This window comes from Streptomyces yerevanensis (assembly GCF_000716805.1).
Taxonomy (GTDB): Bacteria; Actinomycetota; Actinomycetes; order Streptomycetales; family Streptomycetaceae; genus Streptomyces; species Streptomyces flaveus.
In genome coordinates, this window is the sequence record NZ_JNWJ01000028.1 from 69109 (window position 1) to 94657 (window position 25549).

20 protein-coding genes and 2 pseudogenes are annotated in these 25549 nt (G+C 69.8%); 13 read left to right on the forward strand and 9 right to left on the reverse strand.

Annotated elements, in window-relative coordinates; all coding sequences use genetic code 11:
- Positions 1-82: 82 nt before the first annotated feature.
- The 3 genes from OP79_RS27665 to mce all read right to left on the reverse strand — a co-directional run bounded on the left by OP79_RS27665 (position 83) and on the right by mce (position 5726).
- Entirely contained in the window at positions 83-1018 is a 936-nt protein-coding gene (locus OP79_RS27665; protein ID WP_033323908.1) for a coiled-coil domain-containing protein, read from the reverse strand.
- Positions 1019-1201: 183 nt separating this feature from the next.
- The gene (gene scy / locus OP79_RS27670; RefSeq protein ID WP_033323910.1) at positions 1202-4963 is read right to left on the reverse strand and encodes a polarized growth protein Scy; all 3762 of its coding nucleotides are present in this window, start codon (positions 4961-4963) and stop codon (positions 1202-1204) included.
- Between the two features lie 298 nt (positions 4964-5261).
- The gene (mce, locus tag OP79_RS27675) at positions 5262-5726 is read right to left on the reverse strand and encodes a methylmalonyl-CoA epimerase (RefSeq protein WP_033323912.1); all 465 of its coding nucleotides are present in this window, start codon (positions 5724-5726) and stop codon (positions 5262-5264) included.
- Between the two features lie 146 nt (positions 5727-5872).
- Here mce and OP79_RS27680 point away from each other — a divergent pair, with 146 nt between their 5' ends.
- From OP79_RS27680 to OP79_RS27690, 3 genes are all read left to right on the forward strand, one after another.
- Positions 5873-7075 (forward strand): acetyl-CoA C-acetyltransferase, encoded by a 1203-nt coding sequence (locus OP79_RS27680; protein WP_033323915.1) that lies wholly within the window; start codon positions 5873-5875, stop codon positions 7073-7075.
- 45 nt (positions 7076-7120) lie between these two features.
- Positions 7121-8077 (forward strand): methylmalonyl Co-A mutase-associated GTPase MeaB, encoded by a 957-nt coding sequence (gene meaB / locus OP79_RS27685; protein WP_033323917.1) that lies wholly within the window; start codon positions 7121-7123, stop codon positions 8075-8077.
- Positions 8078-8255: 178 nt separating this feature from the next.
- Positions 8256-9491, forward strand: coding sequence for an MFS transporter (locus OP79_RS27690; RefSeq protein WP_051744965.1), 1236 nt, complete (start codon positions 8256-8258; stop codon positions 9489-9491).
- Positions 9492-9518: 27 nt separating this feature from the next.
- Here the strand turns inward: OP79_RS27690 and OP79_RS27695 are convergent, their stop codons facing one another.
- Positions 9519-10229, reverse strand: coding sequence for a PepSY domain-containing protein (locus OP79_RS27695; RefSeq protein WP_033323919.1), 711 nt, complete (start codon positions 10227-10229; stop codon positions 9519-9521).
- Positions 10230-10354: 125 nt separating this feature from the next.
- On the opposite strand from OP79_RS27695, the gene OP79_RS27700 reads away from it, so the two are divergent.
- Both OP79_RS27700 and OP79_RS58605 read left to right on the forward strand, forming a co-directional pair.
- A complete protein-coding gene (locus tag OP79_RS27700) occupies positions 10355-11071 on the forward strand; it encodes a response regulator transcription factor (RefSeq protein WP_051744966.1) in 717 nt (238 codons plus the stop codon).
- A 28-nt stretch (positions 11072-11099) separates the two neighbouring features.
- Positions 11100-11192 (forward strand): annotated as a pseudogene (locus OP79_RS58605) (ATP-binding protein); the annotation flags it as partial.
- Between the two features lie 30 nt (positions 11193-11222).
- On the opposite strand, the gene OP79_RS27705 reads toward OP79_RS58605, so the two are convergent.
- The 4 genes from OP79_RS27705 to OP79_RS27720 form a co-directional block, all read right to left on the reverse strand.
- A complete protein-coding gene (locus OP79_RS27705) occupies positions 11223-11699 on the reverse strand; it encodes a MarR family winged helix-turn-helix transcriptional regulator (protein WP_033323923.1) in 477 nt (158 codons plus the stop codon).
- Between the two features lie 99 nt (positions 11700-11798).
- Positions 11799-12596 carry an AIM24 family protein gene (locus tag OP79_RS27710; protein ID WP_033323924.1) on the reverse strand — a complete coding sequence of 266 codons (798 nt, stop codon included), beginning with the start codon at positions 12594-12596 and terminating at the stop codon, positions 11799-11801.
- Positions 12593-13243, reverse strand: coding sequence for an AIM24 family protein (locus tag OP79_RS27715; RefSeq protein ID WP_033323926.1), 651 nt, complete (start codon positions 13241-13243; stop codon positions 12593-12595). Before OP79_RS27715 ends, OP79_RS27710 begins: the two co-directional genes overlap by 4 nt.
- A complete protein-coding gene (locus OP79_RS27720) occupies positions 13243-13875 on the reverse strand; it encodes an AIM24 family protein (protein WP_033323928.1) in 633 nt (210 codons plus the stop codon). Before OP79_RS27720 ends, OP79_RS27715 begins: the two co-directional genes overlap by 1 nt.
- Before the next feature lie 253 nt (positions 13876-14128).
- Between OP79_RS27720 and OP79_RS27725 the strand changes: the two genes are divergently transcribed.
- A complete protein-coding gene (locus OP79_RS27725; protein ID WP_033323929.1) occupies positions 14129-14473 on the forward strand; it encodes a DUF3817 domain-containing protein in 345 nt (114 codons plus the stop codon).
- Positions 14470-14763, forward strand: a complete 294-nt coding sequence (locus OP79_RS27730) for an MTH1187 family thiamine-binding protein (RefSeq protein WP_033323931.1) — start codon at positions 14470-14472, stop codon at positions 14761-14763. The genes OP79_RS27725 and OP79_RS27730 overlap by 4 nt, the downstream gene beginning before the upstream one ends.
- A gap of 7 nt (positions 14764-14770) precedes the next feature.
- On the opposite strand, the gene OP79_RS27735 is transcribed toward OP79_RS27730, so the two are convergent.
- Positions 14771-15754 (reverse strand): ArsR/SmtB family transcription factor, encoded by a 984-nt coding sequence (locus OP79_RS27735; protein ID WP_033323933.1) that lies wholly within the window; start codon positions 15752-15754, stop codon positions 14771-14773.
- Between the two features lie 97 nt (positions 15755-15851).
- On the opposite strand from OP79_RS27735, the pseudogene OP79_RS27740 reads away from it, so the two are divergent.
- The 6 genes and pseudogenes from OP79_RS27740 (at position 15852) to OP79_RS27765 (ending at position 25487) form a co-directional block, all read left to right on the forward strand.
- Positions 15852-17145 (forward strand): annotated as a pseudogene (locus OP79_RS27740) (MFS transporter).
- A gap of 10 nt (positions 17146-17155) precedes the next feature.
- The gene (locus tag OP79_RS27745; protein WP_033323935.1) at positions 17156-17665 is read left to right on the forward strand and encodes a MarR family winged helix-turn-helix transcriptional regulator; all 510 of its coding nucleotides are present in this window, start codon (positions 17156-17158) and stop codon (positions 17663-17665) included.
- 65 nt (positions 17666-17730) lie between these two features.
- Positions 17731-18069, forward strand: a complete 339-nt coding sequence (locus OP79_RS27750) for a DUF3817 domain-containing protein (RefSeq protein ID WP_033323937.1) — start codon at positions 17731-17733, stop codon at positions 18067-18069.
- Between the two features lie 93 nt (positions 18070-18162).
- Positions 18163-19863: a coenzyme B12-dependent isobutyryl-CoA mutase large subunit gene (gene icmA, locus OP79_RS27755; RefSeq protein ID WP_033323939.1), complete on the forward strand. Its 1701-nt coding sequence runs from the start codon at positions 18163-18165 to the stop codon at positions 19861-19863.
- Between the two features lie 435 nt (positions 19864-20298).
- The gene (locus OP79_RS27760; protein WP_078492042.1) at positions 20299-25107 is read left to right on the forward strand and encodes a ricin-type beta-trefoil lectin domain protein; all 4809 of its coding nucleotides are present in this window, start codon (positions 20299-20301) and stop codon (positions 25105-25107) included.
- Positions 25108-25109: 2 nt separating this feature from the next.
- A complete protein-coding gene (locus tag OP79_RS27765; protein WP_033323942.1) occupies positions 25110-25487 on the forward strand; it encodes a hypothetical protein in 378 nt (125 codons plus the stop codon).
- Positions 25488-25549: the final 62 nt, after the last annotated feature.

Genomic DNA, 25549 nt, shown 5'->3' on the forward strand with positions numbered 1-25549 from the left:
AACGCTAAAACGGGACAAAGCCCCCTGCCACTTCAGTGGCAGAGGGCTTTGACTCTGGGGGGTGCGGCCCCGTGAACCGTACTTACCGAGACTGCTGAGCCGGAACTCCACGCGAGATCGGCTCGTCCTGCTCCGGCGAGCCCGCGGCAGCGACTGCGGCGCCCGTGAGCGTCGCCAGCATCTCGCGAACGTTCGTCAGCTGAGCGTTGATCGAGTCGCGGCGGTTCGTCAGAGCCGCAAGCTCGCGCTCGGATTCCGAACGGATCCGGTCCGCCTTGGCGTTCGCGTCCGCCACGATGTCCTCGGCCTGGCGCTGAGCCGTCTCGACCGTCTGGCGGGCCCGGCGCTCCGCGTCCGTACGCAGCTTCTCCGCCTCCAGGCGCAGCTGCTCCGCGCGGTGCTCGATCTCCGCGAGGCGCTTCTCGGCCTTGGCCTGACGCGAGGCCAGGTCGCGCTCGGACTGCTCGCGGCGCTTGGCGAGGTTCGTCTCGAAGTCGGCGGCGGCCTGCGCGGCCTTGGCGCGGGTCTCCTCGAAGAGGGCGTCCGCCTCCTCGCGCTTGGACGCCGCGTCCTTCTGCGCGTCGGAACGCAGCTGCGAGGCGTCGCTCTTGGCCTTCTCGACGATCCGGACGCCCTCGTCCTCCGCCTTGGCCTTGCGGTCGGCGGAGAACGCCTCGGCGTCGTTGCGTACCTGCTGGGCGGCGGACTCGGCGAGCTCGCGGTGCTGCTCGGCCGCGCGACGGGCCTCCTCGCGCAGATCCTTCGCCTCTTCCTCGGCGAGGCGGAGGATCTTCTCGACGCGCGCGCCGAGACCCGCGTACGACGGCTCGGCGTCGTTCATCTGGGCCTGGGCGTTCTGCGTCTCGAGGTGGAGTTCCTCGATGCGCTTTTCCAGGGCGGTGATGCGGGCCAGAGCGCTGTCACGGTCGGAGACGAGCTTCGAGATGCGTTCGTCCACCTGAGCGCGGTCGTACCCACGCCGCACAAGCTCGAAGCCGTAGGGGGAAGTGTCGCTCATGGGGTTCCTGTCGAATGAGACCGGTGAGGTGATAGGTGGAATCCTAGGGGTCAAGGCGGCGCGTCATCGAGCAGAAGACAGATTGATATGGAGAATGACGCCCTTTTTGTTGGCTAACGGCCGGAGGGCTTCCAGGACACGGCGCCGAGGGCCCTCGCGTGAGTACGAAACCAGCCGTTCTGGCTAGCTTTCCGAGGACTTGCCACCCGAACGGGTCGCACCGGCCGTCGCACCCGCCTTGACGCCCGAGTCCTTGCCGCTAGCCGGGGCCTCGAAGGACTCCAACGCCTCGAGGACGTCCTGGACACGAGAGATCTCCGCGTTGATGTCCTCACGGCGGCGGACCAGCACCTCCAGCTCGCGCTTGCCCTCCTCGACCATGCGCTTCGCATCGCGCTCGGCGTCGGAGCGGATCTGCTCGGCCTCGGCGATGAGCGCGGACTTCTTCTGCTCGGCCTCCTTCAGGAGCCCCTCGGCCTTGCGCACGGCGGCGATACGGACCTTGCCCGCCTCGGAGTTGGCCTCCGAGACCAGGTCCTTGGCCTTCGCCTCCGACTCCTTCAGCTGCTCCTCGGCGGCCTTCACCAGCGCGTCGCAGCGCTCGCCGGCCGACCTCATCGCCTCGGCGGACTCACGGCGGGCCCGCTCGTGCAGCTCCTCGATCTCGCCGGTGATCCGGTCGCGCAGCTCCTCCGCGCGTTGACGGATCGCCGTGGCGTCCCGGCGGGCGCCGACCAGCAGCTCGTCCGCGTCCGTACGGGCCTGCTCCACATACGAGTTGCCCTCGACGGTCGCCTCGGAGACCAGCCGCTCCGCTTCGTTGCGGGCCGCGCCCACCATCGTGTCGGCCTGCGTCTCGGCGTCCGCCGTCGTCTTCTGCGCGGACCGCCGGGCCTCGGAGGTCAGCTTTTCCGCCTCGGCCGACGACTCCCGGATGAGCTTGTCGGCCTGCTCGGCCGCCTCGGAACGCCGCTTGTTGGCCTCCTTGCGGGCCTCGTCCAGCGTGCGGTCGGCTTCATCGCGGGCATGAGCCATGACCCGATCCGCCTCCGCCTCCGCCTCGGCCTTGAACCGCTGAGCCTCGCTGCGCATCCGCTCGGCGTGCTGCCGCGCGGAGCCGACCGTCTCGGCGGCCTCGGCGCGCAGCCGCTCGGCGTCGCCCGTCGCGTCCGAGATCAGCTTCTCGGCCTTCGCCACGGACTCGGCGCGGACTCGCTCCGCCTCCGCGTTCGTCTCCGAGCTGAGCCGCTCCGCCTCGGAGGTCGCCTCGTTGATGAGGTTGTCCGCCTGCGTCGCCGCGTCCGAGCGGAGCCGGTTCGCGTCCTCCCGGGCCTCCGAGCGGAGCCGGTCGGACTCGCTGATCGCCTCCGAAACCGTGCGCTCCGCAAGGGACTTGGCGGCCTCCGCCTCCTCCCGCGCCTCACGCCTGAGGCGGTTGCCGTCCTCGGCGGCCCGCTCCCGCTCCGCGTAGGCGTCGGCGCGGACCCGGTCCGCCTCCTCCTGCGCCTCCGTGCGCGTACGCTCCGCCACGTGCTCGGCGGCGCTGCGCAGGCCCGCGATCTCGTCCTGCGCCTGCTCGTGCATCCCGGCCACGGAGTCCCGTACCTGCTGCGCGGTCTGCTCGGCGGCCGACACCATCTCCGTGGCGCGCCGGTCGGCGTCCTCGAGCAGCCGCAGAGCCTCGGCCTGGGCCTCCTCCACGCGGTTGCGCGCCGAGGCCAGCAGCTCCTCGCTCTGTATGCGGGCCCGCTCCCGCTCCTGGTCGGCCTCCTCGCGCGCGGTCCCGAGATACTGGTCGGCCTCGCGACGGCGCCGGGCGGCCTCCTCCTGGGCGGCGGCCAGCGTCTCGGCGCCCTCGGCCGCCAGTCGCTCGGCGGCGGTCTGCGCCTCCGCCCGGACCCGGTTGGCCGAGTCCTGGGCCTCCGACTTCATCCGCTCGGCCTCGGTGGCGGCCTCCGAACGCAGTCGTACGGCGATGGCCTCGCCCTCGGCCCGCGAGGCGGAGGCATCGGAGGCGGCCTCGTTGCGCAGCCGCTCGGCCTCCGCCTCGGCCTGCGCCTGGAGCGTACGAACCCGCTCGGCGGACACCGCGCGCAGCCGGTCCGCCTCCTCGACTGCCTCGCGGCGGATCCGCTCCGCCTCCGCGCGGGCGTCGGTCAGGGCCTCCTCGGCGGCGGCCAGGCGCTCCTCGGCCTCCGTGCGCAGCCGGGTCAGTTCCTCGGCTGCCTCGGACTGCCGGGCCGCGACGGCGCGCTCGGCCTCTTCGCGCAGCTCCAGCGCGGCCCGCTCGGCTTCTTCCTTGATGGTCTCGGACAGCTCGACGGCCTCCGCGCGATTGCGCTCGGCCTCGTCGCGGGTGCGCTGCAGGGTCTCCTCGGCCTGGCGGCGCAGCGTCGTGGCGCGCTCGATGGCCTCCGTACGCAGCCGCTGGCTCTCCGTCGTCGCGTTCGAGCGCAGTTCGTCCGCGTCGGCCTTCGCCTTGGCGAGCAGCTCCTCGGCGGTCTTGGCCGCCTCCTCGATCTGCTGGACGGCCTCACGCCGCGCCTCGGATCGGATCCGCTCGCCCTCGCCGACCGCGTCGGCCCGCAGGGCCTCGGCCTCGCCGCGCAGCCGGCGCGCCTCCTCCTGCAGCTCGACCGTCTTGGCGCGGTACTCCTTGGTGTCGTCCTTCGCCGCGCCCTTGAGCTCCTCGGCGATGTCGTGCGCCTCGGCCCGCAGCCGGTCCGCCTCGGCCTCCGCCTCGCGGCGGATCCGCTCGGCCTCCTCGGCTGCCGCCTTGGTGGTCTGCTTGGCGTCCTCCGACGCCTTGTTCAGGACGTCCTCGGCCGTACGCGCGGCCGAGGACAGCTGCGAGGCGGTCTCCTCCGCGGTGGCGCTACGGGCCGTCTCGGCGGCCTCCGCGAGGATCTTCTCCGCTTCCAGGCGGGCGTCGGCGACGACCTGCTCGGCGTCCGCCTTGGTGGTCTCCGCCTCCTTGGTGGCCTCGCCGACCAGCCGGGCGACCTGTTCCTTGGCCGTACGCGTGCGCTGCTCGTTCGCGGACTCGGCGTTGGCCAGGGCCTTGGCCGCGGCCTCCTTCGCCTCCGCGAGGACCTTGTCGGCCTCAGCCTGCGCCTCGCGCAGCTTCGATTCGGCCTCCGCTATCCGCTGCTCGGCGGCCCGGCTCAGCTCGGTGGCCTGACGGCGGGCCGACTCCGACTCGGTCGTCGTGGAGCTGCGCAGCTGCTCGGCGTGGTCGGTGGCCTCCTGCGCCTGGTTGGACGCGGCGTTCAGCAGGCGCTCGGCGTCCGTACGGGCCCGGCGCAGCAGCGCCTCGGCCTCCGCGCGGGCGGCCTCGGCATCGGCCTCCAGGCGCTGCCGGGCCTCGGTGGCGACCCGCTCGGCCTCCGCGCGGGCGGCGGCCAGGGCCTGTTCGGCCTCGGCGCGGGACTCGTCCAGGAGCCGACGGGCCTGCTGCTCACTGCGGGCGCGCAGCTGCTCGGCCCAGGCGACGTTCTCGTTGACGTGCGTCTCGACGGTCTGGCGGCGCTCGGCCAGCTCCTGGTCGAGCTTCTGGCGCCGGGCCACCGCCTCGGAGTGCAGTTCCGCCTGGAGGCGGGCGGCCTGCTCGGCGTGCTCCTGGAGGATCCGCTGGGTCTGCGCGCGGGCCTGGCTCAGCTCCCGCTCCGCGTCCATGCGCAGCTGGTCGGCCTGGATCTGCGCGTTACGCAGCATCTGTTCGGCCTGGTAGCCGATGTCGGCGCTGTCGAAGGCAGGACGGGACGCGAGATTGCGGCGCGCCTCGTGCAGCTTGGCGCGCAACACCTCGACCTGATAGCCGAGGTCCTCGGCGTGCTGGACGGCCTTCTCCCGCTCGGTCTTCAGCCGTTCCATCTCGGCCTCGAACCGAGAGAGGTGGTCGACGTCAGCCGCCGGCTCTCGCTCCTGGCGTTCGTAGCCCCGCACTGCGCGGTCCCATCCGTCCCCTGGTCGCAAGTCTCTCCAAACGAGCACCGTCCATCCGCCGAACGGGGCCCCCGGGGAATGGTGTCAGATCAACGGCGGAGCATGGGCTGCTGCCCCGACGCTCGTCCCCCGAAACCCGGACCCCGGCCCGCAGCCGCCCTCCCGGAGCGACGACCGCCCCCAACCCTACCGGGCCCGATCGGCCCGGAGGTCTGGCCAACCGGCTTTTCCGGCTGGGGGGTCCGGGGTCCGAGGCACAGCGGCCGACGGAAAGTCCCCAGACCATGCAGTACGGACATCAGTGCCCGGTCGACTCAACGCCCGCCGCATCAGTGGACCCGGAGGGCGCGGAGGTGACCAGTTCCGTCAGTACGCCATGGCAGTCCTTGGGGTGCAGGAAGGTGATGCGCGACCCCATCGACCCCCTGCGCGGCTCCTCGTACAGCACGCGTACGCCCTTGTCCTTGATGTCGGCGGCCTCGGAGTCGACGTCCGCCGTGCCGAAGGCGATGTGATGCACGCCCTCGCCGTTCTTGGCCAGCCACTTCGCGACGGTGGAGTCCTCGCGGGTCGGCTCCAGGAGCTGGAGATAGGTGGCGCCGCCGTCGGAGGTCTCGTTGATCTTGAGCATGGCCTCGCGTACGCCCTGCTCTTCGTTGACCTCGGAGTGGAAGACCTCGAAGCCGTACGTGGCACGGTAGAACTCGACGGTCTTGTCCAGGTCGAAACAGGCGATCCCGATGTGGTCGATTCGCGTCAGCATGCTGTTAGTGCAGCGCGCCGCACGCGGTTACGCAACGTGCGCGCGATCACACGCCCTGCCGGATGACGAGTCGGCTACCGCTCAGTACATTTTAGTAAACCCTCGTTCACTCCTCAGCTGTGCAAGCTGGAAGGGGATCGCTCCTCATGTCTGGAACGAACAGCACCACCTCCGTGATCGTCGCGGGTGCTCGCACCCCGATGGGACGGCTGCTCGGCTCCCTGAAGTCGTTCTCGGGAGCCGACCTCGGTGGATTCGCGATCAAGGCCGCCCTGGACCGTGCGGGGATCAGCGGCGACCAGGTGCAGTACGTGATCATGGGCCAGGTTCTGCAGGCCGGGGCGGGACAGATCCCGGCGCGGCAGGCCGCGGTCAAGGCCGGCATCCCGATGAGCGTCCCGGCGCTCACCGTCAACAAGGTCTGTCTCTCGGGCCTGGACGCGATCGCGCTCGCGGACCAGCTCATCCGGGCGGGTGAGTTCGACGTGATCGTGGCCGGCGGCCAGGAGTCCATGACGAACGCGCCGCATCTGCTGCCGAAGTCCCGTGAGGGCTTCAAGTACGGCGCGATCGAGATGCTCGACGCGATGGCGTACGACGGTCTGACGGACGCCTTCGAGAACATCGCCATGGGTGAGTCGACCGAAAAGCACAACACCCGCCTGGGCATCGCCCGTCCGGAGCAGGACGAGATCGCCGCCCTCTCGCACCAGCGGGCCGCCGCCGCCCAGAAGAACGGCGTCTTCGACGCCGAGATCACCCCCGTCGAGATTCCGCAGCGCAAGGGCGACCCCGTCGTCTTCGGCAAGGACGAGGGCATCCGCGGCGAGACGACCGCCGAGTCGCTGGGCAAGCTGCGTCCTGCGTTCACCAAGGACGGGACGATCACGGCCGGTTCGGCCTCGCAGATCTCCGACGGCGCGGCGGCCGTCGTGGTCATGAGCAAGGCCAAGGCGCAGGAGCTGGGCCTTGAGTGGCTCGCGGAGATCGGCGCTCACGGGAACGTGGCCGGTCCCGACAACTCCCTCCAGTCCCAGCCCTCGAACGCCATCCAGCACGCCCTCAAGAAGGAGGGCCTGGAGGTCTCGGACCTCGACCTCATCGAGATCAACGAAGCCTTCGCGGCCGTGGCGGTCCAGTCAATGAAGGACCTCGGGGTGTCCACGGAAAAGGTGAATGTCAACGGTGGCGCGATCGCCCTGGGCCACCCGATCGGCATGTCCGGCGCCCGTCTCGTACTCCACCTCGCCCTGGAGCTGAAGCGGCGGGGCGGCGGCGTGGGCGCGGCGGCGCTGTGCGGCGGTGGTGGTCAGGGTGACGCGCTGATCGTGCGGGTACCCAAGGGCTGAACTGCCTTTTAGTCCCTACTCGGTATGGATCGGATCGGAGCTGTGATGCAGGACGTCCCCACACTGGTGGCCCAGGCCAGAGAAGGCCGGCCGCGGGCCGTGGCCCGGCTGATCTCCCTGGTGGAGGGGGCGTCCGAGCAGCTCCGCGAGGTCATGGCGGCGCTGGCACCGCTCGCAGGGAACGCGTACGTCGTCGGGATCACGGGTTCGCCGGGCGTGGGCAAGTCCACGTCCACGTCCGCGCTCGTGACCGCGTACCGGCGGCAGGGCAAGCGGGTCGCCGTCCTCGCCGTCGACCCGTCCTCGCCGTTCTCCGGCGGCGCGCTGCTCGGCGATCGCGTACGGATGTCGGAGCACGCCTCCGACTCCGGCGTCTACATCCGCTCCATGGCCACCCGCGGCCACCTCGGCGGACTCGCCTGGGCGGCGCCCCAGGCCATCCGCGTACTGGACGCGGCGGGCTGCGACGTGATCCTGGTCGAGACGGTGGGCGTGGGCCAGTCGGAGGTCGAGATCGCCTCGCAGGCGGACACCTCGGTCGTGCTCCTCGCCCCTGGGATGGGCGACGGAATCCAGGCGGCGAAGGCCGGAATCCTGGAGATCGGTGACGTATACGTCGTGAACAAGGCCGACCGCGACGGCGCGGACGCCACGGCCCGCGAACTGAACCACATGCTCGGCCTGGGCGAGTCCCGCGCCCCTGGCGACTGGCGCCCCCCGATCGTCAAAACGGTGGCCGCCCGAGGCGAGGGCATCGACGAGGTCGTAGAGGCCCTGGAAAAGCACCGAGCCTGGATGGAAGAACGGGGCGTCCTCACCGAACGCCGCCTGGCCCGGGCCACCCACGAGGTCGAGACGATCGCGGTCACGACCCTGCGCGAACGCATCGGAGACCTGCACGGGGACCGGCGCCTGAGCACGCTCGCGGAACGGATCGTGGCGGGGGAGCTCGACCCGTACCGGGCGGCGGACGAGCTGGTGGCGGGGCTTACGGAGGGCTGAGCCCCGCTCTGGCCAACTCCCGGAACCCATTGTTACGTTGACCCTGTGTTCCTCCTCTTGGCATAGGGCCCGCCCCGGCCCGCGATCGGCAGCGTACGGACGCAGCCGTCGCGGTGCATAGGCGTCCCCTGTTGCCCGGGCGCCCATCTCGGCGCCCTCTCCTCGAGGAACTTTTCGCATGTCTGCGTCTTCAACGCGGCCTTCTTACGCCGCGGTTCTGCGCATGCCCTACGCCAAGCGCACCTTCACCGCTGCCCTCGTCGGCCGGCTCTCGTACGGGACGGTCTCGCTGGCCGTGATGCTGGCGGTGAGCCGGGCCACCGGGTCGTACGCCGTGGCCGGCACCGTGATGGCGCTCTTCGGCGCCGCGAGCGTCTTTCTGACACCCCTGCGGGCCGCCCTGGTCGACCGGTACGGCCCGCGCCGGGCACTGCTGCCCATGGCGGCGCTGTACGCCGGGCTGCTCGGTGTGCTGGCCGCCGTGAGCTGGCGGCCTGGCGCGCCGACCGTGCTGCTGGGGGCGGTCGCCGTCGCCGCCGGGGCCTGTACGCCGCCGCTCGGGGCGGCCATGCGTGCCGTATGGGGTGAACTCATCGCCGACCGGCGGCTGTTGCAGCGCGCGTACAGCCTGGACGCGGTTGCCGAGGAGCTGATGTTCGTGTCCGGACCGCTGCTCGTGGGGGTGGTGGTGGGCTTCGCACCGCCGGCGGCCGGGGTCGCCCTGAGCGGTGTGCTGGTGGCCCTGGGGACCTTGGGGTTCGTCATGTCACCCGCCGTGCGGGGTCTCGCCGTACGGGCCTCGCGTGCGGGAATGCGGATGCGGGGCCGGCGCGGGCTGGTGCAGCCCGTCGTCGTGGCCGGGGGAGTGGGGCTCGCACTGGGAGCCGTCGACCTCCTGGTGCTGGCCTTCGCCGAGCAGCGGTACCACGGCGACTCCGCTGACGAGACGGTCGCCTGGGTACTCGCCGCCCTGTCGGCGGGCAGTGCGGTGGGCGGACTTCTGAACGGTGCCGTCAACTGGCGTACGTCCGCCCGGGTACGGCTCCCGCTGCTGGCGGTCGGCCTCGCGCTCGCCCTTGCCGCAGCCGGGCTGGCACCGGGCCTCGTGACGCTCTCCGCCGCAGTGGCCGTCGCGGGACTGTTCGTCGCCCCGGCTCTCACCACGTCCTACCTGCTCGCCGACGAGGCCGCGCCGTCCGGCTTCCGTACCCAGGCGGGTGCGTGGGTCAACACGGCGGTGAACGCGGGCTCTTCGGTCGGTGCCGCGGCTGTTGGCCTGCTGGTCGGGCGGCTGCCGCTCGCTCTGTGCTTCGCCGCGTCCGGCGCTGTGGCATTGGTCGCGGCCCTCGCGTCGTGGCATGGCAAAGCCTCCCCGGCGGTGCACACCGAGGAGGCTGTCGAAGCCGTTCGCTGACGTCAGTGCCATCCGTGTCAGCTGACGTCAGTCGTCTGAGCCGTCGTTGTCAGCGTCGTCGGCCGAGTCGTTGTCGGCGGAGTCGGCATCGGACTTGTCCGCCGTGACCTGGGCCGTCTTGAGGTCGACGTTCCACTCACGCTCCGTGCCGTTCGTGGCGCGCGTCTCCGCGTCCCAGGTCTTGGACGGGCCGTCCTCGTCCAGGCCGACCGACGTGACCGTGCCCTTCGCGGCGGCGGCCTTCGCGGCCTCCTCCGCGGAGACCGATGTGCCCTTCAGAGCCGCACGGACCTGCGCGGTGTCGTCCTCGTGCTCGACGTGCGAGCCGAGGACCTTGCCGGTGGCCGGGTCGATCTGGAGGCTGTGCCAGGTGCTGTTCTTGGCGAGGACGTCGACGTCCCAGACCGCCGGGCCGCTGTCGTCCTTGTCGTCCAGGTCGGCGGAGATCGCGGTGCCCGACGTGTGGCGGAGGGCGGAGGCTATGGCCTCGGCTGCCGTGACCTTGCCGGGCGTGACCGTGGTGTCGTCGTCGGCCCGGCTGTCGTCGGACTGGCTGTCGTCGTTGTCACGAGCGTCGTTGTCGCGGGCGTCATCGTCGCGGCTGTCGTCGGCCGGCCGCGCGCTCGACGGCTTCGTCGTCGCCGCCCCGTCGTCACTCGTGACCGCGAGGGCCGTCGCCGTACCGCCGCCGACGAGGGCCGCTACGGCGATGCCGGCGATGACGATGTTGCGCTTCATGGGGTTTCCTCCCGAGTTGATGTGCTACGCCGTGTTCCGACGTGAACCAATCTGCTGGAGGCACGCTGAAGCGAACCTGAAGCACCCTGAAGACCGCTTCAGGTTCGCCCTGGGAAGCTGGACCAATGCACCCGCCCGTCTCCCACCACCACCCTGCTCGAGACGCTTCGCGCCGCCCCCTTCGATTCTTGATCGTCGAGGACGAAAAGCGGCTGGCCCTGTCGCTCGCCAAGGGACTGACGGCCGAGGGCTTCGCCGTGGACGTCGTCCATGACGGCCGGGAGGGACTGCACCAGGCCGGCGAGGGCTCGTACGACCTCGTCATTCTCGACATCATGCTGCCCGGCATGAACGGCTACCGCGTGTGTGCCGCCCTGCGCGCCGCCGGCCAGGACGTGCCGATCCTGATGCTCACCGCCAAGGACGGCGAGTACGACGAGGCCGAGGGCCTCGACACGGGTGCCGACGACTACCTGACCAAGCCGTTCTCCTACGTCGTCCTGGTGGCCCGCGTGAAGGCGCTGCTCAGGCGGCGCGGATCCGCGGGCGCGTCCCCCGTGCACGTACTCGGCGAGCTCAAGGTCGACACCGCCGCCCAGCAAGTCTTCCGAGGCGAGGACGAAATCAGCCTCACCGCCAAGGAGTTCGCGGTCCTGGAACAGCTCGTGGTGCGCGTCGGCGAAGTCGTCTCCAAGGCCCAGATCCTGGAGCATGTCTGGGACTTCGCCTACGACGGCGACCCCAACATCGTCGAGGTGTACATCAGCACCCTGCGCCGCAAGCTCGGCGCCTCGCTGATCCGGACCGTACGCGGCGCCGGTTACCGACTGGAAGCGAGATGAGGCGCGTCCTGGGATCCGTACGGGCCAGGGCCACGCCCGCGACGTCGCCGTACGGCACGGCGGATCACTCACCGTCCACGAAACACCGGCAGGCGGAGCCCAATTCGAACTCCGCCTGCCACTGAGCTGGGCCCTGCCTAGGGCCCGGTCGTCATGGGCGCCCCCGCTGTCCCCGCAGATGCCCCGCGATCGGCATCAGGGACTTGTGGAGCGCTTCCAGTTCCTCCGGCGGGATGAGGTCGATGAAGTGCCGCCGCACAGACGCCACATGATGTGGCGCGACCTTCTTCATCGTGTCCATGCCGTGGTCCGTGAGCACGGCGTACAGCCCACGGCGGTCGGACTCGCAGTTCTCCCGTCGGACCAGGTCCGCGTTCTCCATACGCGTGATCTGGTGCGAGAGGCGGCTCTTGGACTGGAGGGTGGCGGACGCGAGATCGCTCATTCGCATCCGGTGGCTCTCCGATTCCGAGAGGTTCACCAGGATCTCGTAGTCGTTCATTGTCAGGCCGAACGGCTGGAGGTCCCTTTCGAGCTGGTACGTCAACAGCCTGTTGACCTCCAGGTGGGTGCGCCAGGCGCACTGCTCCGCATCGGTCAGCCAGGGCGTGGCCGTCTCGGTCTCCATGAATGGATTCTACCTAAGATGTTGAAAGGCGAACTGGTGAGGGTTTTGTTGTTGTGACAGGTGCGCACGCGTTCGATGTCACACTCCGCAGACTACCGCTCACAGCCCGAAGCGACGCTGGAGGTCTCCCAGCTGTCCGGGAAGGCGCGGTGATCCGGACTGTGGTCCATGGCCACCGGGTACCCCGCCGCCACCAGGCACGCCCGGCTCGTGCGGAGTCGCTCCCGTGGCCTGCTCGGCCATCAGCGTCTCGCTGGACTGCAACAGCACCGTGCCGGCGCCCACGAACTCGAACTGATGCTCCTCTCCGGAGGCCCCGCCCACGCCCGTAAGCGCACGTAGACCGCCCATCAGGCCCGTCATGTACCCGTGGTCGTAGTGGTGGCACGGCGAGGGGCAGTCCGCCCAGCCGACCAGGGCCTGCGGATCGACCCGGATCGGCGGCTCCATGAACACCACCGGACCGTTCGAGGCGGCCACGAACTTGCCCGTCCCGATGAGTGTCAGAAAGCCCGGCACGATCGATTGCTTGAGCGCGAGACTTGGCTGAAAAGCAAGGAGGTTGCCTGAGCGAATGGTCAGGTTGCCCTCCTCCAGATCGTACGAATTCACGTCGAAGGCCCGGTCGGCGAGCAGCATCTTGCCCGAGCCGGAGGCCACCACCCAGTCGCTGGCGTGCAACGGCGAATGGAACGACGTACGCACCAGACGGTCGAGACGGCCGTGCCCGATGCCGTTGAACTCCATCGAGCCGTAGTAGGCGATCATCTTGCCCTTCTGCAGGAACCATTCGCTCCCCTTGAGCTCCACGCAGAAGGTGTAGTTGTTGATGTTGTCGTCGGACGGCAGCGTCATCGGGTCGTGGGTCACGGGGCCCGTCCCCGGGTAAGCGGTCACAGCTTCTCCTCCGAGGCCTGCACGAACACCGCGCCGCTGCCGCTCAGCTCCAGCTGGAACGCCTCGCCCGAGCCGCGGCCCACCATGTCGCGCCAGCCGAGCGCGGTGGACAGCTTGTTGCGTACGTCGCCGTGATGCGCCACGTACGCCTGCGGGTCGACGTGGACGGGGCGCTGTGGAGTGATCGGCACCTCGATGATCCCGCCGTGCGCCATGACGGCCACCGCACCCTGGCCCTTGAGGGTCGTCGTGAACAGCCCCTGACCCGTGACCTGCCCGCGCACCATGCCCATGACCCCGCCCTGCGAGCCCATGAACATCGTGCCCTGCTCCAGCGTCCCGTCGAAGGCCAGCAGCCGGTCCGCCTCCACATACAAGGTGTCGCCTGTGAGGTTGATCACCTCGATGTGGTGGCCGCCGTGCCCGAACAGGACCGTGCCCGAGCCCTCCACCGTCATCAGCGGCGCCGCCTCGCCCGCGGCCCGGCGGCCGATCATCGACATGACCCCGCCCTGGCCGCCCTGCATGTTCGGGGTGAAGGAGACCTCGCCCTTGTAGGCGAGCATCGCGCCGCGCTGGCTGAACAGCCGCTGCCCCGGCGCGACCGTGGCCTCGATCATCTTCGAGTTGACCTCGCGGAAGGGCATCAGACCTCCCCTCCGATCGTGTTGCGCTCGCTGGGCTGCACATAGACCAGCCCGTCGCCCTCGAAGCGGATCTGGAAGGCCTCGCCGCCGCCCTCGCCCATGAACGTGCGGAACGTCACACCGGACTGGAACGACTGCCGCAGATTGCCCTGGTGCGCGACGTACGCCCCCGGATCGACCGTCAGCGGGTACTGCGAACTGACCCGCAGCACCACCGCGGGACCGTCCGACATGATCGCCGCCTGGCCATGGCCCTCGATGGTCGTCGTGAACAGGCCGTTGCCCTGCGAGGCGCCGCGCATCCCCGTGAACTCCGTGCCCGTGCGCAGCCCTCCGTCGGTGGCGAGCAGATTGCTCGACTCGACGTACAGCTTGTCCCCCTGCAGTTGCACGAGATTGATCTCGCTGGCCCGGTCCGCGAACCAGCAGGTCCCGTGCCCCTTCACCTCCATCAGCGTCATCTGCTCGCCGGTGAGGCGCCGGGTCACCATCCCCCGTATCCCCTCCCCGCCGCCGCTCATCTTCTTGAAGTCCATCTGCCCGTCGTACGCCACCATCGAGCCGTTCTTCGCCTTCACGGCATCGCCGGTCATGTCGACGGCCAGCACCTTGCTGCCCTGGAGTCGGAACATCGCCACGGTGTGAAGGTAACCCTCGGGCGCGGCCGGTGACAGAGCCTCCGGGATGATCCGACCCTGAGCGCACCCTGATCGCACCGCTGGGGGACGTGTGCGGGATCCCCGGTCGAAAACCTGAACGCGGTTCGGCCCTCCGTCGGCCCCCCGCGCCGGTTCGTGTCGGCGCCGGATGCCACAATGGGGGCCGCTTGTGCGTACGTTCACAAAGCGTTGCCCCTCAAACCACCTCTCCCACCGAAGGTGACTCGTGGACATCAAGACCGCCTCCGCCCTCCGCCGCCTCCGCCTGGTCTCCGCTCCCGAGGCGATCTCGTTCCTGCTGCTGCTCGTCTGCTCGGTGCTGAAGCGGACCACGGACTTCAACGCGGTGCCCGTGATGGGCGCGGTCCACGGTGTCCTCTTCATCCTGTACGTGCTCTTCTGGGCCGACGCCTGGAACCGCACGAAGTGGGACCTGAAGACCTCGGCCCTCTACTTCGTCCTCTCCGTCCTCCCGGCCGGCGGCTTCTTCGCCGAGCGCAAGCTCAGGCGCGAGGCGGAGAACGCGGTCATCGCGGCGCGCGCCCGCAAGGAAGGGACCGTCAGCGCATGATCGTCGCCTTCTCCGTGACGCCGCTCGGTGTCGGCGAGGACGTGGGCGAGTATGTGGCCGACGCGGTCCGTGTCGTGCGTGAGTCGGGGCTGCCGAACCGTACCGACGCGATGTTCACGTCCGTCGAGGGCGAGTGGGACGAGGTCATGGACGTCGTCAGGCGCGCCGTCGCGGTGGTCGAGGAACGCGTGCCACGCGTCTCCCTCGTCCTCAAGGCGGACATCCGCCCCGGCGTGACGGATGGCCTGACGTCGAAGGTGGAAACGGTGGAGCGGCACCTCGCTGACTGACCTGCCGTCAACCGCCGCCCGACGCCAGGGCCATACCCAGCGGCGTCCGCTCGTACAGCACCTGGTGCCCGTACCGGCGTGAGACGAGCAGGCCCGCGTCCCGCAGCGCCGACAGGTGTGCGGAGACGGAGGAGGGTGCGAGGGCGAGGCGGTGGGCGAGGGCTGTCGTGGTGGCGGGTTCGTCGAGCGCGGTCAGTACGGTGGCCCGGCCGCGGCCGAGGAGGCGTACGAGAGCGTCGGGGGTGCGGTCGGTCGGCTCGGCCCACAGGCCGCCGATGCCGCGCGCCGGGTAGACCAGCGTCGGCTGCCAGGGAGGGTCGAAACCGCTCACCACGTCCGGCCAGGAGAAGACGCTCGGCATCAACACCAGCCCCTGGCCGCCGAGTTCGCGTACGTGCTCGCCCTTCCAGTCGACCGTGAGCGTGCCCGACTCCCAGGTGAACCGCCGGTCCAGCTCCGGCAGCAGTCCACCGAGGCCCACTTCGGCGAGGCGGCGCGAATGGAAGGTGACGTCGGCTTCCAGCAGGGCGCGCAGCCGGGGCCAGTCCGGCTCGACGAGGGTATGCCAGGCCGCCTCCAGCAGGTCGGCCAGCCGCTGGATCATACGGACGGGATCCCTCAACAGGGCGCGCCCGAGCGGGGATTCGACGGCTCCTGGCGTGTCCGCGAGTGCCCGCGCCGTGTCCTCGCGGGCCGCCCGCGGTTCGGCGGCGCGGACCGCTGCGATCTCCTCCTCGAACGGGGCGGCCGGGCCGATCGGCGGCGGTCCGAGCCAGTCGGGGGTGTGCCCACGCCGGGGCATCAACAGCCACAGCGGTGTGAGGTCGAGCCCGACGGCAGCCGTACGGATGCGGCGCAGCCAGCGCGCGTGATAGCCGTGCCGCTCGGGCCGGTTGAGCGTGCGTACCGCTTCCTGCGTCTCCCACAGCGGGGACACCGCGAAGCGGCACCGCAGGAGGTCGTCCTCGCCGAAGTGCAGACGGAACGGCATCGCACCCCCTCCCATGACGGCTCGAAGATTCGGCTGGTGCCGAAACTCTACGGCGGCCGGTATGGGCGCGTGCACGCTGCTGCCCATGCCAGAAGAGCTGCAAGGCGTGCAAGAGAAGAGCACAACGACGCTGCCCGTACCACCTGACACCGCCGGTTACGGAGCCGTCTTCGCCGTACGCGAGTTCCGTGCCGTCTTCGCCGCCCACGCCCTCTCCCTGCTCGGCGTCGTCGTCAGCGAGATCGCGCTGACCGTGCTCGTGTACGGGCTGACCGGGTCACCGCTGCTCAGCGCGCTGGCCTTCGCGCTGGGCTTCCTGCCGTATATCGCGGGCGGGACGCTCCTGGCCGGGGTCGCGGACCGGTTTCCCGCACGGCGCGTGCTCGTCGGGTGCGACCTGGTGTGCGCCGGGTGCGCGGCGCTGATGGCACTGCCGTCGACGCCGGTGGCCGCGCTGCTGGCGCTGCGGTGTGTCATCGCGGCCGTGTCGCCGGTGTTCAACGGGACGCGGATGGCCACGCTGACCGAGATCCTCGGGGACGGCGACCTGTTCGTGCTCGGGCGCTCGCTGCTGCGGATGGTGTCGCAGAGCGCCGTACTCGTGGGCTTCGGACTCGGCGGAGTCCTGCTCACCTTCGTGTCGCCGCGCGGGGCGCTGGCCATCACGCTGGGCACCTTCCTCGCCTCGGCGCTCCTCCTGCGCTTCGGGACCCGGCGCAGGCCCGCGCGCGCCGGAGGCGGATCGCTCGTACGGTACTCGCTCGCCGGCACCCGCGAGGTCCTCGGCGACCGCCGTATCCGGGCGTTGCTGCTGCTCCTGTGGGCGCCGCCGATGTTCGTCGTCGCCCCCGAGGCGCTGGCCGCCGCGTACGCGGACGAGATCGGGGTCGGCGCCGCCTGGGTCGGGCTGCTGATGTGCGCGATGCCGGTCGGCACGATCGCCGGTGAGCTGTACGCCGGTGCCGCCCTGTCGCCCACGGCCCGCTCCCGGATCGTGCTGCCCCTCGCCGCCGGCGGGCTGCTGCCGCTCCTCGTCTACCCGCTCCACCCGGGCCTCGGCTGGATCCTGCTCGCGCTGCTCCTCGCCGGGTCGGCAGGCGCGTACACCCTCGGTCTCGACCGCTGGTTCGTGGACGCCGTGCCCGAGGAACTGCGCGGGCGGGCCATGACCGTGCACACGGCCGGCCTTATGACGATCCAGGGCGTGGGGATGGCGCTGGCCGGGCTCGCCGCCGAGTTCTGGTCGGTCAGCACGGTCGTGGGCTCAGTCGGGGTGCTCGGGACCGTCTGCTGCGTACTCCTGGTGCTGGAGGTGCGGCGTACGGGACGTACGGCAGAAGTCGGGGACCGAAGCGCGAGACGGGGCTGACCACGATATGACCGGCCGGTAGGGTCTCTGCCGTGCCGAAGCCGCTCAGTCTTCCTTTCGATCCCATCGCACGCGCCGACGAACTCTGGAAGCAGCGCTGGGGGTCCGTGCCGTCCATGGCCGCGATCACCTCGATCATGCGCGCGCACCAGATCCTGCTGGCCGAGGTCGACGCGGTCGTCAAGCCGTACGGGCTGACGTTCGCGCGCTACGAGGCACTCGTGCTGCTCAACTTCTCCAAAGCCGGCGAACTGCCGATGTCCAAGATCGGCGAGCGGCTCATGGTGCACCCCACGTCGGTGACGAACACCATCGACCGGCTGGTCAGGTCGGGCCTGGTGGACAAGCGGCCCAATCCCAACGACGGCCGTGGCACGCTCGCCTCCATCACCGACAAGGGCCGCGAGGTCGTCGAGGCGGCCACCCGCGACCTGATGGCGATGGACTTCGGGCTCAGCGCGTACGACGCGGAGGAGTGCGCCGAGATCTTCGCGATGCTGCGGCCTCTGCGCATCGCCGCGCACGACTTCGAGGAAGGCTAGGACCGGGGCGTACGGCTCCGGGGGCGCCCGAAGATCGCACGAAACCCCCGGTTACGCTCGTACTCATGAAAAAAAGCGTGCTGACCCGCTACCGCGTCATGGCCTACGTCACCGGTGTGCTGCTGGTCCTGCTGGTTGTCGGGATGGTCGGCAAGTACGTGCTCGACGTGGACGGCGCCGCGGACTTCACGCGTGTGGTCAGCATCGCGCACGGCTGGCTGTACGTCGTCTACCTGGTGTTCGCCTTCGACATGGGCTCCAAGGCGAAGTGGCCGGTGCCCAAGCTGCTGTGGGTGCTGCTCGCGGGTACGGTGCCGACGGCCGCGTTTTTCGTGGAGCGCAAGGTCACGCGTGAGCTGGAGACCAAGGTCGTGGACGACCCGGCCGCCGTGGCCAAGGCCTGAACCTTCATCGAGACCTGAGTCATTACCGCCATGGAGCAGTCCGTGGCGGTTTGCCGTCGACATTTACTAGGACGTCCTAGTAAATTCGAAGGTATGGACGCTGACGCCATCGAAGAGGGCCGCCGACGCTGGCAGGCCCGGTACGACGCTTCACGAAAGCGTGAGGCCGACTTCACGACGCTTTCCGGCGATCCGGTGGAGCCGGTGTACGGGCCACGGCCCGGAGACACGTACGACGGGTTCGAGCGGATCGGCTGGCCGGGGGAGTACCCCTACACGCGCGGGCTCTACGCGACCGGCTACCGAGGGCGGACGTGGGCCATCCGGCAGTTCGCCGGGTTCGGGAACGCCGAGCAGACCAACGAGCGCTACAAGTCGATCCTCGCCAACGGCGGCGGCGGTCTGTCCGTGGCCTTCGACATGCCCACGCTCATGGGGCGCGACTCCGACGATCCGCGTGCGCTCGGCGAGGTCGGGCACTGCGGGGTCGCGATCGACTCCGCCGCGGACATGGAGGTCCTGTTCAAGGACATCCCGCTGGGTGACGTCACGACATCGATGACGATCAGCGGGCCGGCCGTACCGGTCTTCTGCATGTACCTGGTCGCTGCCGAGCGCCAGGGCATCGACCCGTCCGTCCTGAACGGCACGCTCCAGACGGACATCTTCAAGGAGTACATCGCGCAGAAGGAGTGGCTCTTCCAGCCCGAGCCCCATCTCCGCCTCATCGGCGACCTGATGGAGCACTGCGCGTCGAAGATCCCCGCGTACAAGCCGCTGTCCGTCTCCGGCTACCACATCCGCGAGGCCGGCTCGACGGCCGCGCAGGAGCTGGCGTACACGCTTGCCGACGGGTTCGGTTACGTCGAGTTGGGCCTGTCCCGCGGCCTGGACGTGGACGTCTTCGCACCTGGCCTGTCTTTCTTCTTCGACGCGCATCTCGACTTCTTCGAGGAGATCGCCAAGTTCCGTGCGGCGCGGCGGATTTGGGCGCGGTGGATGCGGGACGTGTACGGGGCGAAGTCCGAGAAGGCCCAGTGGCTGCGCTTCCACACGCAGACCGCCGGTGTCTCGCTGACGGCGCAGCAGCCGTACAACAACGTGGTGCGTACGGCGGTCGAGGCGCTGGCTGCCGTGCTGGGCGGGACCAACTCGCTGCACACCAACGCGCTGGACGAGACGTTGGCGCTGCCGTCCGAGCAGGCGGCCGAGATCGCGCTGCGTACGCAGCAGGTGCTGATGGAGGAGACCGGGGTCGCCAACGTGGCGGATCCGCTGGGCGGTTCGTGGTTCGTCGAGCAGCTGACCGACCGGATCGAGGCGGAAGCCGAGAAGATCTTCGAGCAGATCAGGGAGCGAGGGCTCAGGGCCCACCCGGACGGGCAGCACCCCATCGGGCCCATCACCTCCGGCATTCTGCGGGGCATCGAGGACGGTTGGTTCACCGGCGAGATCGCCGAGTCCGCCTTCCAGTACCAGCAGGCTCTGGAGAAGGGGGACAAGCGGGTGGTGGGGGTGAACGTCCACCACGGCTCTGTGACCGGTGACCTGGAGATCCTGCGGGTCAGTCATGAGGTGGAGCGGGAGCAGGTACGGGCGCTGGGCTCTCGCAAGTCCGCGCGGGACGCCACCGCCGTACGGTCCGCGCTCGACGCGATGCTCGCGGCTGCGCGGGACGGCTCGAACATGATCGAGCCGATGCTGGACGCGGTGCGGGTGGAGGCGACGCTGGGGGAGATCTGCGACGTGCTGCGGGACGAGTGGGGGGTCTATACGGAGCCGGCGGGGTTCTAGCGCCGACGGTGTTGTCCGCTGAGGGCGGTGAGGGGGTGTCGTTCCCCTCACCGCCTTTTCGTGTGCCGACTTGATGCGTGCCTTGCTCGGCTTGATGCGTGTCTTGCTCGGCCTGGCATGGTCCGGTCAGTTTCATTACGTTCCCGAAACGCTTGTGAACACTTCCTTCACATGTAACACACAGATAAGTTACCGTTCGGTCGCGTCGCGAGCGGAGTTGACCACTCCGCTACCGCGCACGTCAACCAGCGACCGGGGGGCACCGTCGCTACGGGGGAAGGGTTCGTTCGTCATGCCGCGATCTCTGACGCGCATCTGAGCCGTACGGCCTCCTGACCGTCTCACGGCGCCTCCACGTTTTCGGACGGGCACCTTCGGCCTGCCCTCCCCACACGAAGAACGGATGCTCTTTTGCGTTCCAGATCAGGGCCGTTCATGCCCTCGAAGCGAAAAAGAAGACGCTTAGCGCGACTTGTTCCGTCGGTACTCGCGCTCGCCGTGCTGGCCACGGTCGCCGGCCAACCCGACGTGATCGACGACCGGACCCCCAATGCCAGCCCGGTGGCCGACAGTTACGACGGGTTCGACGCCGAGGCCGCCGAGCAGTTGAGGCAGGACCAGTGCCTGATGGCCGACGTGCTTCGCATGGGCGGCCCGGCCATGTTCACCACCGCGCAGAACGCGCTCAACCAGACGCCGGACAAGCTGCACACCGCGGCCGACCGTGAGCACTGGACCGACACCCCGCTGGCGAAGGCGTTCGAGACGGACGAGACCACCGCCCACAAGGAGGGAACGGCGCTCAACGCGTACACCGAGGTGTGGAAGAAGCCGCTGGACGGCCTGAGCACCCCGGCCGGATTCACCGAAACCGGGTTCCACTGGCCGCCGGGCACCACGGGGACGGGCCCGAGCTTCTTCGAGCAGACCGGGCTGAGCCAGTGGATCTGGGACGGGTTCTGGAAGAGCGAGGGAGACTTCTACGAGGACCCGACCCCGAAGGCCGACGACGCCACGGTCAAGGCAGTCAAGGACCTCGGCACCCCGCTCTACGCCAACGACCCTGACCCGTCGCTCCCCAATCCGCAGTGGCAGCAGGCATACGCCGAACACCGCGCGTGGGACGGCTTGGTGAACTGGTCCATGGAGCCGACGGGTGCGGACAACGCCCGTGTCTTCCTCGCCTCCGGCGGCTTCCCGCGGACCGCGGCCGAGCCGGGCAGCGTCGAACACCGCATCGCCGTCGAGGACTTGAAGGCCCGTTTCGCCTCCTGCGCCTGGCGTGGGCCGGTCGACCCGAGCAAGGTCCTCGGCAAGCAGGTCGCCGACGCGACTGCCGAGTGGCAGCAGGAGATCTCCGCGCAGGCCGCCCAGCGCAACCGGATCCTCAGCGCCAACGTCGGCGCCACCAAGGCCCTCGCGACCGGCTCCAAGGCGTTGGGGGAGATGCTGGGCCAGTCGTGGGTCGCGGATCGGCTGGCCCGCTGGCAGGACTACTGGTCCGCCGGTGGCCCCGGCTGGATCGGCGACAGCCCGATGGTCATCCACGCGCACGGTGCCGCCGACAAGTGCCTCGAAGTGGGCGGGGGCAAGAAGGACAACGGCACCCCGGTGCAGATCTACACCTGTAACGGCGGCGCAGGACAGAAGTGGCAGATCCGCGGCGAAGCGCTGGTCAACGTCAACTCCGGCAAGTGCCTGGACATCAAGAGCTCCGACACCGCGAACGGCACGGCGTTGCAGATCTGGACGTGCAACAACACCGCCGCCCAGAAGTGGCAGTACAACACCCACGCGACCACGCGCCTGTACAACCCGGGCACCGGCAACTGCCTGGACCTCGCGACGTACGCCAACAGCCGTGACGCGCGGATGTGGGACTGCAAGGGCACCGACCCGCAGAAGTTCGACATCACGCCGTCCGGTCACAAGGGCACCGACGACCTCGACTACCCGACGAAGGCCCAGTTCGACAAGGCGAAGAAGGGCGTCACCGATGCCCAGACCGCGGCGAAGAAGCAGCTCGACCTGATCAAGACCCAGGCCGCCACCGCGAAGACGGCAGCGACGACCACGGACACCGCCGCACAGGCCGCCTACGCAATCGCCGACAAGGCCGGTGCTCCCCGGGGCCGAGGTCTACTCGTCGGACAGCAGAAGGCCCAGGTGACGAAGGCGTCGGCCGCCGCGCTGGAGGCCATGTCGAAGGCTGGCGACACCGCGTACGCGGCCACCCGCGCCTCCGCCGGGGACAGCGCCACCATCGCCGCCCGCGCGGTGACGCAGGCCGCCGCGTCCAAGGCGGCGTTCCGTACGGCCGCCGCCAACGAGGCCAGGGCGCAGGCGAAGGCCGCCGCCGACGCGGCCGCCGTACAGGCACAGAACGCCAAGACCGCCCGCGACACCACCAAGGCCAAGCTCGCCGAGACGCAGAAGGCCGAGGCGGACGCGAAGGCGGCCGCCGCCGTGGCGCGCGCCAAGCGGCTGTCGGCGGAGAAGGAGGAGCAGACCGCGAAGGCGGAGAAGGAACTCGCCGCGCAGAAGCAGGCAGAGGCCGCCCAGCACAAGAACAACGCCGAGGGCTACGCGAAGACCGCGGGCGAGGCCAAGGGCAAGGCGGAGGCCGCCGAGTCCACCGCCCGGGAGAAGCGCCAGGACGCGGAAGACGCCCGGGACCGGGCGAAGGGCAAGCGGGACGAAGCCTGGGACGCCGAGAGCAAGGCGAACGCGGCGCGTGCCAAGGCCGACGCCAAGGACGCTTACGCCGCGGCCCACGATTCGGCCGACGACGCGAAGGAGTCGCGGACGGCGGCGGACGAGGCCGACAAGCATGCCGATGACGCGGAGGCGGCCGCGAAGTCGGCCCGCTCCGAGGCGGACGCGGCGACGAAGGCGGCGGCTGACGCCGACGCTGCGGCGACGCGCGCGGAGGCGGCGGCCAAGCGGGCCCGCTCCGACGCCGACGACGCGAAGGCCGCCAAGTTGAAGGCCGACGCGGCGGTGCGTACGGCGACGAGCACGGCAGCCGACGCGATCAAGGCCTCCCAGGACGCCGCCTCGGCGGCTCGTACGGCGGACAAGCTCGCCGACGACGCCGAGAAGGACGCCGCCAACGCGAAGAAGCAGGCCGACGCGTCCAAGGCCGAGGCGGCCAAGGCGGTCGCGGGAGCGGCGGACGCTGCCGGCCACGCGTACATCACCGCTCAGGCGGCGGAGGACGCGGGCAACTCGGCGCGGCAGGTAGCCGCGCCGGCGAACGACGCGATCCAGCTCGGTTCCCCCTACGTCACCACGGACTTCGCCGCGGGGCTCGTAGTGCTGACGGGACAGTCGTCGAAGACGATCGCCGAACAGCAGAAGGCCGTGGCCGAGGCACACGCCGCCAACGCCCAGAAGAACGCCACGCAGGCGCAGAGCCTCGCGAACGCGGCGACCGGGGACGCCAAGGCCGCCTACACGCTGGCCGCCGAGGCCGCCGGCTTTGCCGCCGCCGCCCGCAAGTCGGCGAAGGAGGCGCTGGGTTACGCCGCCGAGGCCGCGGGCTACGCGGCGGAAGCCCAGAAGTCGCTGGCCCGCACCATCGAGCACGGCCGACAGGCCACCGAGGACGCTTCAGCAGCCGACAGGGCGGCCGGCCGCGCCGAGGGCCACGCCAAGGACGCCCGCGCCTCCGCCGACCAGGCGGCCCTGGACGCGGCAGCCGCCCGCACGGCGGCGTCCGAGGCCGAGCAGGCGGCGAAGGACGCCCGAGCGGCGGCCACCCGCGCCGCCGAGGAGGCCACCGCGGCCGAGGCGGCTGCGAAGGACGCGCAGAAGTACGCGGAGTCGGCGCAGCAGGCCGCGGAGGAGGCCGCGCGGAAGGAGGCGAACCAGCAGGTCGCGGCGGGCGCTGGCACGGGAATCGGCGGCACGTTCTACGTCGTCGACGAGGACAGCATCGAAATCACCGACGCCAAGCAGGACAACCCGTGCGAACTCCCGCCCGGGTTCGGAACGAGCTGCACCGTCACGTTCACGCTCAAGTTCAACGCGACCGTCGACTTCTACCTGTGCGCCAACCCCAACGTCCCGGCCACCCAATCCGGGTGCCCCGCGTCGGACACGGTGTTCCTAGGGCCGCAGACCTTCAAGAACCTGACCAAGAAGGTCACCCGGACCTTCACCCAGGCGGACATCCTGAAGGGTCTCGTCCAGACCTACCTGAAGCTCGGGAAGGAGTTGTTGGTCCAGGACTTCGTGGACTGCTGGCACGGCAGCGCCGGCGGATGTGCGTGGGCGGCCTCCAACTTCATCCCCGGTAAAGCCATCGGTAAGGCTGTCGAGGCCGTTGCCAAGCTCGGTGATGCGCTGAAGACCGGAGCTGGCATCGGCAACGCTTGGAAGGGCGTGAAGGAGATCGGCCTGGACCCCGACGCCGTCGCCGGTATCGGGAAGAAGGGAGCAGACGACCTGGCAACGAGCTGCCGGGTCAACAGCTTCCCTGCGGAAACGCAGGTAATGCTGGCCGACGGTTCACGCAAGACGATCAACACGATCACCGACGGCGACAAGGTACTGGCGACCGACCCGGAAACTGGTGTCACGCGCTCGGCGCACGTCACCGCGACCTTCTCCCACCACGTCGACGAGCTCATAGAGATCACGGTCACTGACGGCGGACGGATCCTCACGACTCCGGGCCACCGGCTGTACGTGGCAGGCCGCGGATGGGCGCTGGCATCTGAACTGCACAGGGGCGACAGGCTCCGGACCCGAAGTGGTGCAACGGACGCTGTGGTGAGCATGCGGGCGGTCACCGTACCGCAGACCGTGTGGGACCTCACTGTCGACGACCTTCACACCTTCTACGTGTTCGCCGGATCCACACCCCTGCTCGTCCACAACTGCGACGGAGTTCTGGACGATGACCTGTACTCCGAGATCGAGTGGCGACACAGCAGGGAGGTGGCCGACGGCGTGGACTACATGGCAGGGCGTATGCACGATGGCACCGCAAACGCCCTGGACCACGCGATCCCAGGGATCGGCCATGACCTGAGGGCTCTCGGGAACTATCTCGCCGAGTGGCGCGGCCGCACCGACTACCGCGACACGAGGACGGGCTCGAACCTTGCGTACGATCACACGCGTGGGGTGTTGGTGGTGGAGACGTCCCGAGACATCCACGCCTACCAGTACGAACTCCGCTTGTTCGAAGAGCACGTGCAAGGAGGACGTTACGTCTTGCAGAACGGTGGGAGCTGACGTTGAGGGACAAGCCGTTCGTTCATCAGCAAGGCAGCGACGCGTTCTCGGTGAGGTTCGTCGGAGCGCAGCGAGACCTGGTCAAAGAGGCTCTGCTGTGGATCATTCACCGCCGAGAGGCGGACGCGACGATCCGTGTCTGGGCAGGGTGCAACACCGCTCGTCTCGAGCGGTTGTACGAGCGGGTCAAGGGCGCCGACCAGAACGTGTTCTCGATCGAAGAACTGCACGTCCTGCATGCCGTGCTGCTGTCGCTGTACAGCGTGTTCGTGTCGGAAGAGGACTTCCACATCAAGATCGGGTTCTACCGTGAGAACGCACTCGCCCTCGCGAACGGCCTGGTGAAGGCAGTCGGGAACGCGATGACGGAGACCGGCTGACCGGCAACATAACCAACAGGGGTGTTCCTCTCGGCGAGACGGCCGAGAGGAACACCCCTGTT

Bases quoted from the DNA above. Each gene is read 5' to 3' on its own strand.
- OP79_RS27665 (WP_033323908.1), bottom strand. From the start codon at position 1,018: ATGAGCGACACTTCCCCCTACGGCTTCGAGCTTGTGCGGCGTGGGTAC.
- mce (WP_033323912.1), bottom strand. From the start codon at position 5,726: ATGCTGACGCGAATCGACCACATCGGGATCGCCTGTTTCGACCTGGAC.
- OP79_RS27680 (WP_033323915.1), top strand. From the start codon at position 5,873: ATGTCTGGAACGAACAGCACCACCTCCGTGATCGTCGCGGGTGCTCGC.
- meaB (WP_033323917.1), top strand. From the start codon at position 7,121: ATGCAGGACGTCCCCACACTGGTGGCCCAGGCCAGAGAAGGCCGGCCG.
- OP79_RS27690 (WP_051744965.1), top strand. From the start codon at position 8,256: ATGTCTGCGTCTTCAACGCGGCCTTCTTACGCCGCGGTTCTGCGCATG.
- OP79_RS27695 (WP_033323919.1), bottom strand. From the start codon at position 10,229: ATGAAGCGCAACATCGTCATCGCCGGCATCGCCGTAGCGGCCCTCGTC.
- OP79_RS27700 (WP_051744966.1), top strand. From the start codon at position 10,355: ATGCACCCGCCCGTCTCCCACCACCACCCTGCTCGAGACGCTTCGCGC.
- OP79_RS27705 (WP_033323923.1), bottom strand. From the start codon at position 11,699: ATGGAGACCGAGACGGCCACGCCCTGGCTGACCGATGCGGAGCAGTGC.
- OP79_RS27715 (WP_033323926.1), bottom strand. From the start codon at position 13,243: ATGCCCTTCCGCGAGGTCAACTCGAAGATGATCGAGGCCACGGTCGCG.
- OP79_RS27720 (WP_033323928.1), bottom strand. From the start codon at position 13,875: ATGTTCCGACTCCAGGGCAGCAAGGTGCTGGCCGTCGACATGACCGGC.
- OP79_RS27730 (WP_033323931.1), top strand. From the start codon at position 14,470: ATGATCGTCGCCTTCTCCGTGACGCCGCTCGGTGTCGGCGAGGACGTG.
- OP79_RS27735 (WP_033323933.1), bottom strand. From the start codon at position 15,754: ATGCCGTTCCGTCTGCACTTCGGCGAGGACGACCTCCTGCGGTGCCGC.
- OP79_RS27750 (WP_033323937.1), top strand. From the start codon at position 17,731: ATGAAAAAAAGCGTGCTGACCCGCTACCGCGTCATGGCCTACGTCACC.
- icmA (WP_033323939.1), top strand. From the start codon at position 18,163: ATGGACGCTGACGCCATCGAAGAGGGCCGCCGACGCTGGCAGGCCCGG.
- OP79_RS27760 (WP_078492042.1), top strand. From the start codon at position 20,299: ATGCCCTCGAAGCGAAAAAGAAGACGCTTAGCGCGACTTGTTCCGTCG.